At 64.6% G+C, this 15,520-nt stretch carries 13 protein-coding genes and 1 pseudogene; 4 read left to right on the plus strand and 10 right to left on the minus strand.

Annotated features, from left to right (window positions below):
* The 4 genes and pseudogenes from NCHOL11_RS18220 to NCHOL11_RS13065 form a co-directional block, all read left to right on the plus strand.
* A pseudogene (locus NCHOL11_RS18220) lies at positions 1–222 on the plus strand (LysM peptidoglycan-binding domain-containing protein); the annotation flags it as partial.
* Positions 219–1,922 (plus strand): protein kinase domain-containing protein, encoded by a 1,704-nt coding sequence (locus tag NCHOL11_RS13055; RefSeq protein WP_097092997.1) that lies wholly within the window; start codon positions 219–221, stop codon positions 1,920–1,922. The pseudogene NCHOL11_RS18220 and the gene NCHOL11_RS13055, both read left to right, overlap by 4 nt.
* Positions 1,922–2,932 carry a type VI secretion system-associated FHA domain protein gene (locus NCHOL11_RS13060; protein ID WP_097092998.1) on the plus strand — a complete coding sequence of 337 codons (1,011 nt, stop codon included), beginning with the start codon at positions 1,922–1,924 and terminating at the stop codon, positions 2,930–2,932. The genes NCHOL11_RS13055 and NCHOL11_RS13060 overlap by 1 nt, the downstream gene beginning before the upstream one ends.
* Positions 2,929–3,666 (plus strand): PP2C family protein-serine/threonine phosphatase, encoded by a 738-nt coding sequence (locus tag NCHOL11_RS13065; protein WP_097092999.1) that lies wholly within the window; start codon positions 2,929–2,931, stop codon positions 3,664–3,666. The genes NCHOL11_RS13060 and NCHOL11_RS13065 overlap by 4 nt, the downstream gene beginning before the upstream one ends.
* A 198-nt stretch (positions 3,667–3,864) precedes the next feature.
* Here NCHOL11_RS13065 and NCHOL11_RS13070 read toward each other — a convergent pair whose 3' ends face one another.
* The 10 genes from NCHOL11_RS13070 to NCHOL11_RS13120 form a co-directional block, all read right to left on the minus strand.
* The gene (locus tag NCHOL11_RS13070; protein ID WP_255254821.1) at positions 3,865–4,542 is read right to left on the minus strand and encodes a hypothetical protein; all 678 of its coding nucleotides are present in this window, start codon (positions 4,540–4,542) and stop codon (positions 3,865–3,867) included.
* A gap of 125 nt (positions 4,543–4,667) precedes the next feature.
* A complete protein-coding gene (locus NCHOL11_RS13075; RefSeq protein ID WP_097093001.1) occupies positions 4,668–5,747 on the minus strand; it encodes a Rieske 2Fe-2S domain-containing protein in 1,080 nt (359 codons plus the stop codon).
* A gap of 240 nt (positions 5,748–5,987) precedes the next feature.
* A complete protein-coding gene (locus NCHOL11_RS13080) occupies positions 5,988–6,974 on the minus strand; it encodes a ParB/RepB/Spo0J family partition protein (protein ID WP_097093307.1) in 987 nt (328 codons plus the stop codon).
* A gap of 56 nt (positions 6,975–7,030) precedes the next feature.
* Positions 7,031–8,356, minus strand: coding sequence for an EAL domain-containing protein (locus NCHOL11_RS13085; protein WP_097093002.1), 1,326 nt, complete (start codon positions 8,354–8,356; stop codon positions 7,031–7,033).
* Positions 8,357–8,482: 126 nt separating this feature from the next.
* Entirely contained in the window at positions 8,483–9,901 is a 1,419-nt protein-coding gene (locus tag NCHOL11_RS18405; protein ID WP_217991080.1) for a hypothetical protein, read from the minus strand.
* A gap of 514 nt (positions 9,902–10,415) precedes the next feature.
* Positions 10,416–10,976, minus strand: coding sequence for a 2OG-Fe(II) oxygenase (locus NCHOL11_RS13100; RefSeq protein WP_097093003.1), 561 nt, complete (start codon positions 10,974–10,976; stop codon positions 10,416–10,418).
* 36 nt (positions 10,977–11,012) lie between these two features.
* The gene (locus NCHOL11_RS13105; RefSeq protein ID WP_097093004.1) at positions 11,013–12,686 is read right to left on the minus strand and encodes a ShlB/FhaC/HecB family hemolysin secretion/activation protein; all 1,674 of its coding nucleotides are present in this window, start codon (positions 12,684–12,686) and stop codon (positions 11,013–11,015) included.
* Between the two features lie 168 nt (positions 12,687–12,854).
* The gene (locus NCHOL11_RS13110) at positions 12,855–13,598 is read right to left on the minus strand and encodes a metallophosphoesterase family protein (RefSeq protein ID WP_097093005.1); all 744 of its coding nucleotides are present in this window, start codon (positions 13,596–13,598) and stop codon (positions 12,855–12,857) included.
* A complete protein-coding gene (locus tag NCHOL11_RS13115; protein WP_097093006.1) occupies positions 13,582–14,355 on the minus strand; it encodes a hypothetical protein in 774 nt (257 codons plus the stop codon). Before NCHOL11_RS13115 ends, NCHOL11_RS13110 begins: the two co-directional genes overlap by 17 nt.
* A 209-nt stretch (positions 14,356–14,564) precedes the next feature.
* Entirely contained in the window at positions 14,565–15,500 is a 936-nt protein-coding gene (locus NCHOL11_RS13120; protein WP_255254822.1) for a TPR domain-containing protein, read from the minus strand.
* Positions 15,501–15,520 lie beyond the last annotated feature (20 nt).

The raw sequence follows: 15,520 nt of genomic DNA on the forward strand, positions 1-15,520 counted from the left end.
GCGCCCGCTCCGCCGGCGCCTGCCGCTACGCCGCGCACAGCCGACCCGCGCCGCGCCGCCCAGTTGCGATCGGCAGGGCTCACCGCGCTGAACAAGGGGCAGATCGGCACTGCGGTCGGACTGCTGAACCAGGCGCTGCGCCTGGACCCCGGCAATGCGCTGATCAAGCGTGACCTAGATCGCGCGCGGCGGCTGCAGGCAACGGTAAAGGCACGGCGATGACCTGGGTTGGACGCTACCGGATCGATGAGCTGATCGGCGAGGGAGCGATGGCGCATGTCCATCGCGCGCATGACCCGAGTATCGACCGGCCCATCGCGATCAAGCTGCTGAAGCCGGAATTTCGCGCGGACAGCGAGATTACGCGCCGGTTCCTGAGCGAATCCCGCGCCGCCGGGATGCTGAGCCACGCCAATATCGTCACCATCTACGATGTGGGCGAGGCCGATGGCACGCCCTATATCGCGATGGAATATATCGACGGCTGCCCGCTCGATGAAATGCTCGCGGCGCAGGGGCGGATGACGGCGGACAAGGCCGCCCTGCTGGGCGCGCAGATCGCGAGCGCGCTTGCCTATGCCCATGCCCAGGGCGTGGTTCATCGCGACATCAAGCCGTCCAATATCCTGGTCTGCGGCAGTGGCCGAACCGCCAAGCTGCTCGACTTCGGCATCGCCCGGATCGACGGCCGCGACACATCGTCGGCCCAAAGGCAGGCCGCGCGCACCCAGGCGGGGGCCGTGCTGGGCACGCCGCGCTACATGAGTCCGGAACAGGCGCTGGGCATGCCGGTCGACGCGCGATCCGACCTGTTTTCGCTGGGCGTCGTCCTGTATGAAATGGTGACGGGCAGGGTCGCCTTCACGGGCGCCGGGCTTGCCACCCTCGCCATCCAGATCGCGCAGGAACAGCCGCTGGAAATCGCGCGGCACGTGCCCGATTGCCCGAAGGGGCTGCGGTTCCTCATCACCAAATTGCTGGCGAAGAAGCCCGACCAGCGCTTCGCCGATGCCGGAGAGGTGGCAGACGCCCTGCGCCGCGAATATGACGCGGCGACAGGCGAGATGGACCAGCGGCAGGAAGGATGGGTCCAGCGCTACCGGATGCCGTTGCTGCTGGCCGCATCGGTGCTGCTGGCGCTCGGCAGCGGGATCAACTTCGTGGTGCAGCGGGAAAAGGCGGTCATGCAGGACATGGCGCTGGCTTCCGGTTCCTCCATCGCATCCTTCGTCGCCCGCAATGCGGCGCTGCATGTGGCGGAGAATGCGGGCCGCCCGGCGACCGAACAGGATTGGGCGCCGTTGCAAGCCTTTGCAGTCGCCGCCGCGAGTGATCCGAGCCTGCGCAAGCTCGTCATCGCGGACGAGCATGACATCATCCGCGCGGCCAGCAACCCGCGGCTGCTCGGCACCCGATACCGGCCGGGAGCAGCGGCGGACGAAATGCCCCTCCCCCGAACCGCAGGATCGGCGGTCACGCTGACAGACGGCGGCATGCGCTTCGTGCAGCCGGTCCGCTATGCAGGCGTGCCGTTCGGCAAGGTCGATGTGGTGATGGAGCGCGGGCAGCTGGACCGGGCGCAACGCACCGCCAGCCTGCTCTTCGCGGGGTTTGCGATCTTCGTGACGCTGGTACTTGGCCTATGCACCGCCGCGAGCGTGCGCATATGGAGCCGCCCGCTCCGCCGCCTGAAACGGGCGATGGAAGATGTGACGGCAGGCAACCTCTCCTTCCGCATTTCGCACCGGCGCAAGGATGAGATAGGCGACCTGTTCGACACCATGAACCGCATGGTCGCATCCATGGCCGACCGGCAGGAATATGTCGCCACGGCCCTGGCGGACGCGGAACGGGCGATGTTGATGACGCGGATCGATCCTGCGGCGTCGGCCGATGCAGCGCCACGCAAGGGAGCCGCCTGATGTACATATTCCGCCTGTTCAACAAGGATGATGCGTTGACGCCGGTCGATGCCCGCTTCCTGGCGGAGGGGGTGCTGACCGTGGGACGCGATCCTGCGTCGGATTGGGTGATGATCGATCCGGATCGGGAGATTTCCCGGTCGCACCTCAGCATGCGGGTCGAAAATGGGCAGTTGCTGCTCCATTGTACCGGCGCAAACGGGGTTTTCGACGCAGCGACGGAGGAACGGCTGCCGATCGGCGAGGATATTGCGCTGAACCTTCCCCAATCCATCCTGCTTGGCCGCTACCGCCTGGCGGCCGATCATGCGCCACAGGCGTCGGCGGGCGGATCGCCGGAAAATGGCACGCTGCTCATGATGCCACCGCTTGGCCACCGTATCGATGTGCCGAGCGACTGGACGGATGGACCCAGCGTCCCGCCGATCACCGCCGGCACGATGTTCGATGCCTTTTGCGAAGGGGCAGGGATCGACGCGGCGCAGTTCGGTGCGGAGGACCCGGCGGAAATCCTGCGGCGCGCAGGCGCGGTCTATCGCCAGATGGTTCTGGGTGTCGGCGACCTTCTGGCCGAGCGGGACCGGGTGCGGGGACAATATCAGCTGGCCCAGACGATCATCACCAGCGCGGACAACAACCCGTTCAAATGGGCGCCGACCCAGCGGCTCGCCATCGACCTGCTGCTGGCGAGCGAAGGGAGCTTCCTGTCCGGTCCGGACGCTCTGAACGCGTCGTTCCGGGACATAAAGAAGCATCTGGTGGCGACATTCCACGGCTTTCAACAGAGCCTCGCCGCTGCCGTCGACAGCTTCGATCCACAAGCGATCGCCGCCGCTACGGAGGGGCAGGGATCGCTGCTCAAGAGCCGGGCGGCGGTCTGTTGGGAGGAAGCGTCCAGGCGCCACGCGGCGCTGGCAGCGGAGCTGGAGGGCGAGGCAGGGACGCTCAACGACGCCTTCGTTACGGCCTATGGCGAGGTCAGCGCCCAGCAGGAAGAGGAAGGCCGATGAGCGCGCTGCGCATCGCTTGCGATGATCCGGCGGATGGCGCGCCCCATTGCTCCGCCGCCCGTACGCATGTCGGCAAGGTCCGGTTGCTGAACGAAGACCGCTATCTGGAAGCGCCCGAACATAGGCTCTGGGCAGTGGCGGACGGCATGGGCGGGCATGATGCCGGTGATGTGGCGGCGACCATGACCGTGCGCGCTCTCGCGGCCCTGTGCGAGGATGCGGCACCGATCGACGCCCCTGCCATCGCCCGGACATTGCAGGCGACCAACGGGGCGATCCATGCGCATTTGACCGAGCGAGGACAGCGGGGCGGATGTACTGTCGCGGGGCTGTGGCTCGATCAGGATCAAGCCCATGTCTTCTGGGCGGGCGACAGCCGGGTCTATCGTTTCCGTGCGCAGCAACTCCAGCGGCTGAGCCACGATCATAGCGTGGTGCAGCAGTTGCTGGACGCAGGCGTGCTGAGCTCAAACCAAGCGGCGCATCATCCGCAGGCCAATGTGATCACCCGCGCGCTGGGCGTCGATCATCAGGTCGAGATCGATTTCTGCACTGTGGACCTTGCCGAGGACGACCGCTTCCTGCTCTGTTCCGATGGCATCACGGCGGAGCTCGATGATGCGCAGATCGCCGGATATATGGGCGAAGAGCGGGGCGAGATCATGAACGCGATCATGGCCGCCGCGCTTGCATCAGGCGGCCGTGACAATCTGACGCTGATCATGGTGGGATAGGGCACGACGAGGTTTGATTGATCGTCACCCCGGATCTGATCCGGGGTCTCGCTTCTTGCCTGAGGCTGCTGAAACAGCGGGACCCCGGGTCAAGCCCGGGGTGACCGAAAGGAGCCTCTGCGGTGCGTTCGTGTAAGACGATCACGCTCTGGAGGGAGCAGCCCGCGACGAAGCGCGGCCTGCTCCCCTTAAGCTATGTCAGAGTTCGACCACCGACAGGATGTGGCTGTCATAACCGGGCCACACATAGTCGAATTCGAGGATCAGCGTGTCGCCGATCTGACCGCTCGACAACAGGTCGGTTTCGACGAACAGCTGCAGGCCGTTGCGGCCATAGGCGTAACGGGTGACGTTGCCGAAGGCGGGGGACGCGTCCAGAAGCGCGTCGATCTGCTCATTGCCCTGGCGCGGACGGTTGACGGTGACCTTCAGGCGGCCCTTTAGGTCGGGATCATTTTCGTTCGCATCCATGAAGTCGAGCGTCATCTTCTCGATCGCTTCGAACGAGTCCACCAGCGTCCCGACGTGGAAGGTATATTCAGGATCAGCGTCGACAGCAGCGCGCAGGGCCTTGACCGCCTCATGCTCCTTGTCCGTGCCATAGCCGAGCGCTTCGCGCGCAGCCTTGTTCACCGCCGCCTGCGCCGCGGGAAGAGCGGAAAGATAAACGATGCCGTCGCCCCGGCTGCGGTTGCTGTCATGGACCACGAAGCGATAGAAATTGCCCTGGGGGAAAGGCAGCATCTGCGTTTCGACGAACCCTGCCAGCTTCAGCAGCTTGGCCGCTGCCGGGCCGTCTTCGCTATTGGGATAGAATAGGGCGACATGCCCCATCGACCGCATGTAATCCTGAGCATCTACTGCCAAAGTCGCCATGTTCATGCCTCCTGCTCCGGTCGCTTGACGCAACCGCTATCCCGGTAAAATCAAAAGGACCGGGCCGTTATGATCAACGGCCCGACCATAGGCCAGCCTTTCCGGCGGCGCTGGATATTTCGACCTTATGCCGCCTGCGTGGAACTGCGCTTGTCGAGTGTGACATGCATGCCGTTGGTGCGCTTGTGCAGGTCGGGGGTCTTGTCGCGGGGATTGTAGAACTGCTTGTACCAGGTCCGCACCTTGCCATAGGGGCCGTCATTGGGGATGACGAGCGGGTTCAAACAAGCTTTCTTGTTCTGCCAGATCTCGACATCCTGGGCAAAGGCAAGGCGGCTGCCTTCCTGATATTCGAGGGCTGCGGCGCGCAGCTCGTCGGTGACGGGCGCGGAGCCGTCATTCACCTGCACCATCAGGCCATGCCAGACGCGGATCTTGCCATCCTCGATCGGCGTGTGGGTGATGAGGATGAAGCTGTCGAACGTCCCTTCCATCTCCGACTGGAGGATCGAGGGACCGGTGTACCAGGTGTCGAGCGTCAGCACGTCTTCCGGGTTGAGCGTCAGCGTGCGGTGTCCGGCGGCATAATATTGATGGACGATGTGATCCTTGAACTCATTGGCGAAGTAGACGAAGTCCTTGGCGCCATGGATCGGGATGAAGTGGCCGAAGTCGGCCATGTTATCCACGACCTCGATCGGGTGGATGTCGAGGTCGCCCATGAAGTCGATCTTCCAGTTGACCCAGCCGGGCGCATCATAATGGCCGCCGAAATCGGGCAGGTCGAAATTGGGTTCGAGCGCTTCGGGATCATGCCAGATCCAGATCGTGCCCGCGCGTTCCACCACAGGGAAGGTCTTGAGCTTCGCCGCCTTGGGCACGAAGTCGGAATAGGGAATGTTCTTGCACGCGCCGTCAGGGCCGAACTGCCAGCCATGGAAGGGGCAGCGGATCGAATCGCCCACCACCTGCTCGCCGTCGCGCACGATGTAGCTGGTCGTGTTCTTCGCCAGATGCGCGCCCATGTGCGGGCAATAAGCCTCCGTCACATAGACCTGCCCGCTCTCGCCACGGTACATCACCATGTCCTGGCCAAGATAGCGCATCGCCTTGGGGCTGCTCGTCGCCTCGGCGCTTTCACCCACCATGAACCAGCCACGTGGAAAGGTGAATTCTCCCAGACGATAGTCCGACGATGTCGCCATTGCTTGATCCTCTCACTCGCTACCTGGCGTAGCAGGACGGGCCGGTCGCCCATATGAACCATATGGCGATCAACCCAGCCGATTTAACTGATGCCATATAATTTACGCAAAGCCGTTCGGCCGTGCAAGTTACTTATCGCCAATAAGCTTGAACCAGCCCTTAATGCTGCGCAATGAACAAGCCCATGCGCGTCCACGTCCGGGATTTGCGTGCACGCAAATCTCCGCCCGGCGCCTTGGTCATGCCAAGGCGCGCGCGGCCAATATGGCTTCTCGCACATGCGCGAACAAGAGGTCGAGATCGGCGTCGCTGGCGATGGTGAGATCCAGCACGACGCCGCCCTTGGTTACGCGTGCCCGGCCTATGCGGTCGTCGCCAGCCATGATCTCCATGTCGCTGCTTTCCCTGGGCCGCCGCGCCGCCGCCTGACGCAGCCGGGACAGGACCGTCGCGGACGCCAACATCGCCCCGTTGCCAGCTGCGCGCGCCTGCTGCTCCTGCGCGATGATCCGCGCTTCGGCGATCAGGTCGGCCCTTTGCTCATGCCTTCGCAAGAGCGGCGTCAGCAGTTCGGAATAGCGAACCTTCAACTCCTCCTTCGTGGCGAAGGCCTGGATCACCTCTTCGGGCAGTTGGGCAAGGGCAAGAAGGCGGCTGAGCTGGCTGTTCGACAGGCCTAGCGCCTCGGCCATGCGCGACTGGACACCGCCATAGAAGCGGTCGACCGCCTGCTGATAGCTGCGCGCCCGGTCCAGTTCGCAAATATCGGCGCGTTCCCGATTTTCTATGTCGGCGAGACGGAAGGCTTCCTCGTCCGACAATTCGACGACCAGCGCGTTGAGGCGCAGTTCCGGGCGACCATTATGGTTCAGCCAATCAATGGCGAAGCGCCGCCTGCTGCCGACCAGCAGCTGATAGGGTTGTTCCGACGCCTGCGGGTTCAGCCGCACGAGCACAGGGATGCGGTTGCCGCCTTCGGCCGCGATCGATTCGATCAGCGACCGGCAACTGTCGGGGTTGAGGCCCGGCTGATCCCGGGGGTTGCCATCCCACACCACGCAGTCGGCGGGGCGGATGAGCATCGGCGCGCGGCTGTCTATCCTGTCCCCGGCAAAGCTGGTCAAGCGATCATCCAGGCGGCTGAGCGCTTCCAGTTCGGCGGCCGGACGGGCTGCACCATTGTCGCGGGACAGCGTCGCCATGATGTCGCGTATCAATCCCGCCATGCGGCCTTTCCTCCATTGCTGGCGATTGTCTAGCGGCGTTTCGGCTGCCTGGCTCATCAGACCGAATCCGAAATGGTGGAAGTGGCGCGCGTTGCGTGCACGCAAAGAAGACTCTGCGCCACGTGGCGCGCCGGTTTTTCGCTGAACTGGCGATGATGCAGGGCGCTGGTGAAAGTGCTCAGCGACGTGACGCGATCTCCCTTCGTCCAGCCGCGCCGTGCGCTTGGGCGGCCGAGGTGCGAGCCGGTCACCCACTCCGCCCCTTCTTCAGCGGCGATATGGAGGTGCCATGGCGAGTCCACGCCATCGACGATCACGGTGGAACTCATGGTGCGGGCCAGGCCGAGAAGATGGCCGACGCGCAGCCGGTTGCGTTCCGATTCATAAGCCGTGCGCATGAAGGGGCTGTCCAGCTTCACGACATCGGGCGAAAGGGCCATCAACTGCCCGATGGAAGCTTGGCCGGAGCCGAAGCGGGCGACCGAAATCCGCACGCCCAGACCGCGCAAGGTCCGGACGAAGGCGAGCGCGTCGCGAAAACAGGCGATGCCGCTATTGTCGCCAATCTCGATCACCAAGCGGCGTGCAAGGCTGGGATCCCCTCTCAAACGGTCGATCAGGTCCGTCCAGCCTGCACCCTGGCCATGCACGTTGCTCGACAGGCTGTGCGGGGAGACGGCGACCGACAAGCAGGCGACCGGGTCCGCCTCCAGTTCACGGATCACGTCGCGTACCAGCAAGCGATCGAGCAGATGGGGCAGGCCGAGGCGTTCGAGCGCCGCGTAGTGGGCGGCGCAATCCATCTGCTCGCCATTTTCGCCGACGCGGCGCAGCATCGCTTCATAATAGAGGATGGTGCTGCCATCGCGCGGGCGGGATACCGGGCGCCAGCTCAGGACGGCCTCCCCATCCTGCACCCAGCGCAGGAGTGCGGCGGCCTGCTCCATGTCGCGCCGGTAGAGGGCGACCCCTTCACCCCGGCGGACGACGATCTGCAATTGCCGCAATGTGGAGGCGGCGAGCCGGGCGCTCGCCTCCATTTCCTGTGCACGGCCCAGATGTTCGCCGACAAAGGCCTGCCCGGCCGACACCGACAGCAATATGTCGCAACCATTGTACCGGAAGGGTTCGCCATCGATCGCTTCGCACAGCTTCTCAACCAGCCGCTCGACGGGCAGGCTCTGCATGAGCGGATAGCGGGCGGTCAGCATGATCCGGCTGCCGTCGGCGCTGCGCAGGCCGATGCGGCCCAGGTGCTGGCGAGCTCGATGGCAAAGATGATCGATGGCGGCGCGAGCGGCATCCGGGCCGTAGGCGGCTTCGATGGCATGAAAATTGTTAAGGCAGATGATGAGCAGATGCTCGGCCTGATGGAGCTTCATCAAGGGCGAATCCTTTCGCGGGACCAGCTTGCAAAGTGCCAGACAGGATAAGATGAGGAGGCGGCGGGCCTGCCGCCTCCTCACCCCCCTCCCCCGTGCCGGTGGGTGCGCGGGAGAGGCAAAGGGTCAGCGGCCGAGCAGACCGCCGAGCAGGCCCGTTACCGGAGCGGCGGGGCCCTGACCGCCCGTGGACGGCGCGGCCACGCCGCCGAGCAGGCCTGTCACTGGCGCAAGCAGTGATCCGCCGCCCGTGCTGCCGCTGCCGGTGGGGAGTGCCGGGGCAAGGCCGTTGACGGCGTCGAGCACTGGCGAGACGACGCTGTCGACGGTCGAGGTGACGGTGGCGACGACCGGCGCGGCAGCGGTCACGACCTGATCGACCGCGGCGCCCGCTTCAGCGCCCAGAACGCCGCCGACGAGATTGCCGACCGGCGCAAGTCCGGCCTCCACCCCTGCGGCGGTGGTCGGCACTGCCACATCGACGATCGTCCCCTGCGTCAGGACTTCGGCGGTCAGCAGCTGCCCCTGCGCCGGAGCGGTCGCGGACGGCAGCAGATTGACGCCGACCAGCGTGTCACTGGTGGTCGGGCCGGGCACGGCCCGACCCCCGACATTTGCCCCGAGCAGGGGTCCGCCGAGCAGGCCGCCCGGCGTTCCGCCTGCTCCCCCCAGCACGCCCGTCAGCCCGCCTGCGACCGTTTCGACCAAGCCGGTTACGGGAGCGAGCGCACCGCCATCGCCGACGAGCGCCCCCGTGACCGGGGCAAGCGCGCCGTTCACCGTGTCGAGCAACGGCGCCGTCACCTGAGTAGCGGCAGACGTCACCGTCGCCACCACCGGCGCAAGACTGTCGGTCACTTGAGTGACGGTGCCGCCCACCTGATCGCCGAGCAGCGTTCCGGCAAGCGTGCCGACGGGCGCCAGTCCCTGCTGAACGCCGCCGACCGTTGTGGGCAGGGCCACGTCCACGACCGTACCATCGCCATTCAGCAGGCCGACCGTCGCGAGGTTGCCGGTGGCGTTCGGCTGATCAGTCAGCACATTCACGCCGACGAGAGATCCGGGGCCGGTGGGACCGGCGACCAGCTGGCCGCCCAGATTGACGCCGATCAGTGCGCCATCGCTGGTTCCAGTCGGGCCACCGGGGCCGGTGGGACCGGTTGGACCTCCTGGACCGGTGGGGCCAGTTGGGCCGGTAGGGCCGCCCGGTCCGGTGGGTCCGCTCGGGCCGGATGGTCCATCTGGACCGCCTGGGCCGCCCGGGCCAGTGGGGCCATTCGGGCCAGCGGGACCGCCTGGTCCGCTCGGGCCACCAGGACCGCTAGGACCATCAGGGCCACTTGGACCACTCGGACCACCTGGGCCGCTTGGACCAGTGGGCCCGCTGGGGCTGGTCGGACCCGACGGGCCGGAGGGCGTCTTGCCTCCTGCCGTACGGACGCTGAAGCCCACACCATCGGAGCAGGCGCCAAGTAGGAAAAGCGGAATCGCCGTGGCGCAAAGCAGCAGACGCCGCCCTGACCGCGCTGGCCCAACCAAAGACATGCTAGAACCTCCCTGTTCAATGCGAACATCATCGCAAGGCCACAAGGCTAAGCACGGCATTCCCTTACGGCTTCTTCTAAAATCACCGATCTGGTGACATCGGGCTTTGGGTGGGGGGAGGTGCGAAGGAGCAGCCAGGGAAGCATGGGAAGGAATACGCAAAGGGCTTGCGATTGCGGTCTGTGCGTCGGGATCGGCTGATTAGGTTGGGGAAATTGGGGTTGGGCTGTGTTCTGATACGCAAGATGGCGAGGTCGGGGTGTTTTTGAGGTTTGTCCATTATGGTTCGATTTGTGTTCGGACTTGGGGCTAGAAATAATGGGCAGTCGGAAGGCTTTCTCCCTCTCCCCTTTAGGGGAGAGGGTTGGGGAGAGGGGAGCGACGATCGCCTGTTACGGTCCCCTCTGCCGCCTTCGCTGCGCTCGGCACCTTGGCCAGAGTCACGTGCCTCTGGCCGACCCCTGAAGGGGAGAGGGGATTTTCCGTCGACCAAGAGGCGCAGCGATGACCGGCACTAACGCCAGCGTGGCCCTTCAATCCAAGTCACGAGGCTCCGGCGCAGCCCCGCCGTCACGGGCAGCACGCGATGTTGCAGGAAGGATGGAAAGATAAGCATGCTGCCGCGCGGGGCGAAGGTGGCGGCGGGTTGCGCCACGCAGAAAAATTCGAACGCCCCGCCTTCATAATCTTCTGGATCGGACAGCTGCACCACCACCGACAATTTGCGGTCGAAGGGGCGGGAAGATTCCAGCCACACATCCTGATGCCAGTCATATTTGCCATGCTGGGTGGCGTGATATTCGGTGAACTGCACTTCATAGGGAGCGACGATGTCGACGCCGAAATTGGTGCGGTTGGATGCGCCGACAAATTGCATCAGCCGGTCGACAATATCCTTTTCCCGCAATGGATCGAACCAGCGGATAGTGGAGGAGCGATAGGCATGATCGCTGCGGCTGCTGTCCTCGAAACCCACAGTGGCGGATTGGTCGGCATAGAAGTCCGCCCGTTTGACGATGGCGTCGCACTCCGCGGCCGTCAGCGCGGACGGCCACACTTCCCACACATTGTTCATGTTTTCATCTTTCCTTTGCGTACACGCAAAAAGGGATCAGAAGGCGCGGCCGATCCCGAAGAAGACGCGCGCGCGGCGGGAATCCGCGCTGTCGACGCGCTTTACCGGCACAGCCAATTCCACGCTCGCCCGCCATTGATTGCCGATGCCGATCCGAACTCCGCCGCCAGCGGATGCGAGCGAAAAATTTTCGGCAGGAAGACGGTAAAAGGGCCGCGCGACCGCATGGGCCGCCGTGCCATCGGCATAGGCGAAAAGCGTCGTCTTCTGCAAAATACCGGTGCGCACGGGCGTCCAGCTTAGCTCGGCGGAGCCCGCCACCGCCTTTTCAGCCGCGCGGATGCCGATCGGGAAGGCCATGCCCGCGCCGGTGCCGCCCAGCGAAAAGCGTTCGGTCGAGGGCAGCTGGTCCCGCGAATATTGCGCCCTCGCGTTGAGTTTGACGGCAACACGCTTGGACAGGCTTCGCACGACCACGGCCTGCACATTGACCTTGGTGAAGATCTTTTCCGAAAAGCCAGTGAAGGCGCGCGCGCCGAGCAGGCCGATGCCACGGCTGGCGACGGCGGACAGCGCCTGCCCCTGCGTCTGATCGGAATGCGACCAGGATGCGCCGAGCCGCACCGCACGGGAACGGTAATCGCCGAAGCGGACGTCGAGGAAATAATTGCTGCTGTCGATCCCGTCGATCGAGGCATTGATGGTGAGGTTCGTCCTGTTGGAGCGGACCAGCGCATGGCTGATCGTGACGCCAGCCAGCGTCGCTTCGCCTTCGATCGGCCGGTCGCGGACGCGGCTTTTCATATGGGCGATATTGGCCGACAGGGTGGTGCCGTTGCTGCCGATCGGGGTTGCGTGGCTTAGCGAATAAAATTGATAGCGTTCGGGATAGAAGGGCAGATAGCCCGAGATGCGCGTGCTGTCCCCTTCGCGCAGAATCCCGTTGGCGGTCAGGGTCAACTGCGCCTGAACGCCGTCGATGACATTGTTGACCGCGCTGTTGTCGATAAGGACGCCGATTTCGAGTTGCTTGCGCTTTATGATGAGGTCGAGGATCAGGTCGCCCTCGCCCGCACCCTGGCGGACGCGTGCTTCGACGGTCTGGCCGGGAATGTCGCGCAGCAGGCCCAGGGCGCGTTCCAACGTGGCTTTGCGCAGCGGTGCGTCGTGCTTCACCCGCCGCATCTGGGCTTCGATCAAGCGGACCGGCATGCTGGGGGACATGCCCGCCAGCCGATATTCCTTTACCCGCCCCTCGACGATCTTCACGATCAGTTGGCCGCCTGCGGGCACCTGTGCCGGGATGGACACGGAATAAAAGGCGATGCCGCTGCGCGCATAGGCGTCGCCCACCGCCTTCGCCACGGCCTGAAGCGTTTCTCGGGTCAGCGGCCGCCCGATCAGGGGAGCGACTGCCTTGTCGAGATGCGGCACGGGGAGCGATGCGCCCATATAATGGACGCGTGTCAGCATGATGCTGCTGGCCGGGCTGGCGGCGGGCGCGACGGCGGGCCCAGGTGGGGCGAGCGTGACCGGAGGCGCGGGCGCGATGCTGGGCTGCACGCGATCCTGCCGATCCCGGTCGATCAGCGGAGCGGACGCGCCGTCCCCCGCACCGGCCATCTGCGCGGCGGCGGGAAAGCAGGCTGTGAGCAGCGTTGCCGCCGCCGCGATCGCCTTCAGCCCAGCCAAAGCCCCTTTGAAATCCATCTGCCCCACGCCGCCCTGCGCCGTGGATGACGACGCTTGTCAGGCGTCAGGCCTAAGGCAATGTCGTTGCGAATTGCTCCCAAACCATAACCGATTTGGTGCATTCTTGCCCATTCCAGAATGGTGCAAGCGTCAAATGCGACCGGATCGGCGCGATCGTGGCGGCGTTCACAGCGCGATCAGGGCGTAGGGGCGGTCGAAACGCTCCGACACCACAAATTGCGCGCAATTATAAACCGGGACGCCGCGTGGGGTGCGCCCTTCGAACGCGCCGCGATGCGCGTGGCCGTGCACGGCGAAACGGACATTGTCGAAACGGTCGATCGCTTCCGCCAGCCGCGAAGAGCCGAGGAAAGGGAAGATTTCGGGCGGCTCTCCCTCCACCGTATCGACGACCGGCGCATAGTGGAGAACCGCCACGCAGCGGTCGGTCCGCAGCGAGCGCAGGGCATTTTCGAGCTTACGCGCCTCGTTGATCGCTTCCTCGACAAAGGTTTTGATGCCCTTTTCCCCGAACGCGCCCAGTTCGCCACGGCCAAAGCCGCCGACAAAGCCTTTCACCCCGGCAAAGCCGACGCCCTTTATCTCCACCGCCTGATCGTCGAGCACGGTGACGCCAGCGCCGTGCAGGATGCGCGCGACTTCTTCGGGTTGGCCGCATTCATAATCGTGATTGCCGAGAACGGCGACGGTGGGGATGGTGCAGGCGCGCAGATCCTCGGCCAATATTTCCGCCTCGCGCGTCTTGCCGAAATTAGTGAGGTCGCCGCAGAGCGCCAATATGTCGGCCTTTTCCGAAATCTCCTCGAACATCGCCCGGTAGCGATGCTCTGACGTGTCGGTGACATGCAGGTCGCCGATCGCGGCGAGTGTCAGTCCTTCATGACGGCTGGGTTCATTTGTTGCGGTCATGGCTCTCCTCAAGGCCTTTGCCGACCACATCGGCGAAGCCCCATTCGGTGATGTCGATCAGATAGTCGCGCGGGGACAGAAGCCGCCCGCGGCATACGCGGATATTGGGCACCGGCAATTCCGCCCGCGTCTGCAAGCGGCCCAACAGTTCCTCGAACAGCCATAGCGGGATGCAATGCCGCTCCGTGGGATAGATGAAGCGGAAGTTGAGCAGATGGATCAGCAGCAATTCCCAGTGCAGCTCCATCGTGTCGAGCAGCCATTGCCAGTTGATCCGCTCATGCTGGCGCAGGATGACATGGACGACATCGGCGCCATCATAGCGATAGCGGTCCTGAATGAAGATCTTCGACAGGATGAACTCGGTCGGCGGGGTGATGCGGACGGTGGTGCCATAAACTTCGGCATGATCTTCGGCGCGAAACCATTCCTCTGTCACCGGAACACTGGCCGAGGAAATATTGTAGATCACGTCGAAGAAGTTGTTGCCGCGCCAGACCTTGCCGATCCAGCGCTCATCCTCGAACTCGACTTCATGTCCGAGGTGCTTGAAATAGGAGAGGATGCGCGGAGCGTCGCCTGCCTTGCAAAAGACGTCGAGGTCCTTTGTCGGCCGCACAATGCCGGTGTGGCAGCCCAAGGCATAGGTGCCCGAAAGCATGAAGGGAATGCCGGATTCCACCAGATGCTGGAGGCTTTCGGTGTAGAAGGCCACTGAATCGGGCGGCGGATCGAAGATCGCTGGGTCTGCTGTCATTTCAGGAAGGCAACGGGCGAAGGGGGCGAGTGTTCCGCGACAGGAGACGGGATGATCCCGGTTAGCATTTGAAACAGTCCCCCCCCCGCAGGCGCGAGGGGTTAGGCGTGGGTGTGAGCGAAGCGAGCTTTTGCCTGAGCCTTCAAAGCGACCTTGCGCTGGCCCACCCCCCGCCCCCTCCCGCTTGCGGGAGGGGGAGTTATCCCTCCTTAAATCCCCGGCACCGCAAGCAGCCTTGCCTCATCGCGCAGCCTTCCGGCCTGCGCGGGATTGGCCTTCCGCGCGGCCTGATAGGCCGCCTGTGCCTTTGCCGTTTCGCCCAGCGTCATGCGGCTGCGCATCAGCATGATCCAGCCGTCGACATTGGCGGGATTGGCCTTGAGCTTGGCTTCCAGCCCCGACACCATGTTTTCGACCATCGCGTCCTGCTGCCCCTTGGGGAGTTGCGCGGCGGCCTGCATCTGCTCGCGGCTTGGCCCGGGGATCGCTGCTGTGGCGACCGATCCGATGGGCGGATGCGGCGCAGTGGGCTTTACCGCTGCCAGACGGTCCTTGACGTCGATGCCGTTGATTTTGCCGACCTGCTCGATCGTCCGCCGCAAGTCGGCTTCCCACGGCGCGCCGGGAGGGGTGTCGGCAAGCAGTGCCAGCCAGTCGCGGATTGCGCCTTCATGATCCTTGGCAAGGTCCTTGCGGACAGCGAGGAAATAGCGGGCGCGCGGCTCCTTGGGATCGAGCTTCACCGCCTTGCCGAAGGCGTCCGCTGCTTCCCGTGGCATCGGGTCATGTTCGCTCGCCATCACCACCGCTTCACCGAGCGATGACCAGAATGTCGCATTATCCGGGGCCAGCTTGACGGCGCGGCGATAAGCGCGGGCGGCGTCAGCATGACGGCTGCTCTCGAAATAGGCCCAGCCGAGCATCTGCCAGCCTTCCGCGTCGTTGGGATTGGCGCCAACGCGCTCCTGAAGACCACGGATGACGCTTTCCGGATCGGAAGGCTGCTGCCCCGCCGCAGCGAAGGGCGCGGAAACGGCACTTTCCTTTTCCTGCGGCCGGTCGCGCCAGACATTATAGCCGACCGACACGATCGCCAGCCCGGCCGCCCCGATCAGAGCCACTCGCCCCACGCTCAGCTTCGCCACTCAACCACCCCCGATAATCA

The organism is Novosphingobium sp. Chol11 (genome assembly GCF_900218065.1).
GTDB lineage: Bacteria > Pseudomonadota > Alphaproteobacteria > Sphingomonadales > Sphingomonadaceae > Sphingobium > Sphingobium agri.

What these genes read in the sequence shown, in the direction of transcription:
- NCHOL11_RS13055 (WP_097092997.1), top strand. Translation starts at nt 219, where the DNA reads ATGACCTGGGTTGGACGCTACCGGATCGATGAGCTGATCGGCGAGGGA.
- NCHOL11_RS13060 (WP_097092998.1), top strand. Translation starts at nt 1,922, where the DNA reads ATGTACATATTCCGCCTGTTCAACAAGGATGATGCGTTGACGCCGGTC.
- NCHOL11_RS13065 (WP_097092999.1), top strand. Translation starts at nt 2,929, where the DNA reads ATGAGCGCGCTGCGCATCGCTTGCGATGATCCGGCGGATGGCGCGCCC.
- NCHOL11_RS13070 (WP_255254821.1), bottom strand. Translation starts at nt 4,542, where the DNA reads ATGGCGACTTTGGCAGTAGATGCTCAGGATTACATGCGGTCGATGGGG.
- NCHOL11_RS13075 (WP_097093001.1), bottom strand. Translation starts at nt 5,747, where the DNA reads ATGGCGACATCGTCGGACTATCGTCTGGGAGAATTCACCTTTCCACGT.
- NCHOL11_RS13080 (WP_097093307.1), bottom strand. Translation starts at nt 6,974, where the DNA reads ATGGCGGGATTGATACGCGACATCATGGCGACGCTGTCCCGCGACAAT.
- NCHOL11_RS13085 (WP_097093002.1), bottom strand. Translation starts at nt 8,356, where the DNA reads ATGAAGCTCCATCAGGCCGAGCATCTGCTCATCATCTGCCTTAACAAT.
- NCHOL11_RS18405 (WP_217991080.1), bottom strand. Translation starts at nt 9,901, where the DNA reads ATGTCTTTGGTTGGGCCAGCGCGGTCAGGGCGGCGTCTGCTGCTTTGC.
- NCHOL11_RS13100 (WP_097093003.1), bottom strand. Translation starts at nt 10,976, where the DNA reads ATGAACAATGTGTGGGAAGTGTGGCCGTCCGCGCTGACGGCCGCGGAG.
- NCHOL11_RS13105 (WP_097093004.1), bottom strand. Translation starts at nt 12,686, where the DNA reads ATGGATTTCAAAGGGGCTTTGGCTGGGCTGAAGGCGATCGCGGCGGCG.
- NCHOL11_RS13110 (WP_097093005.1), bottom strand. Translation starts at nt 13,598, where the DNA reads ATGACCGCAACAAATGAACCCAGCCGTCATGAAGGACTGACACTCGCC.
- NCHOL11_RS13115 (WP_097093006.1), bottom strand. Translation starts at nt 14,355, where the DNA reads ATGACAGCAGACCCAGCGATCTTCGATCCGCCGCCCGATTCAGTGGCC.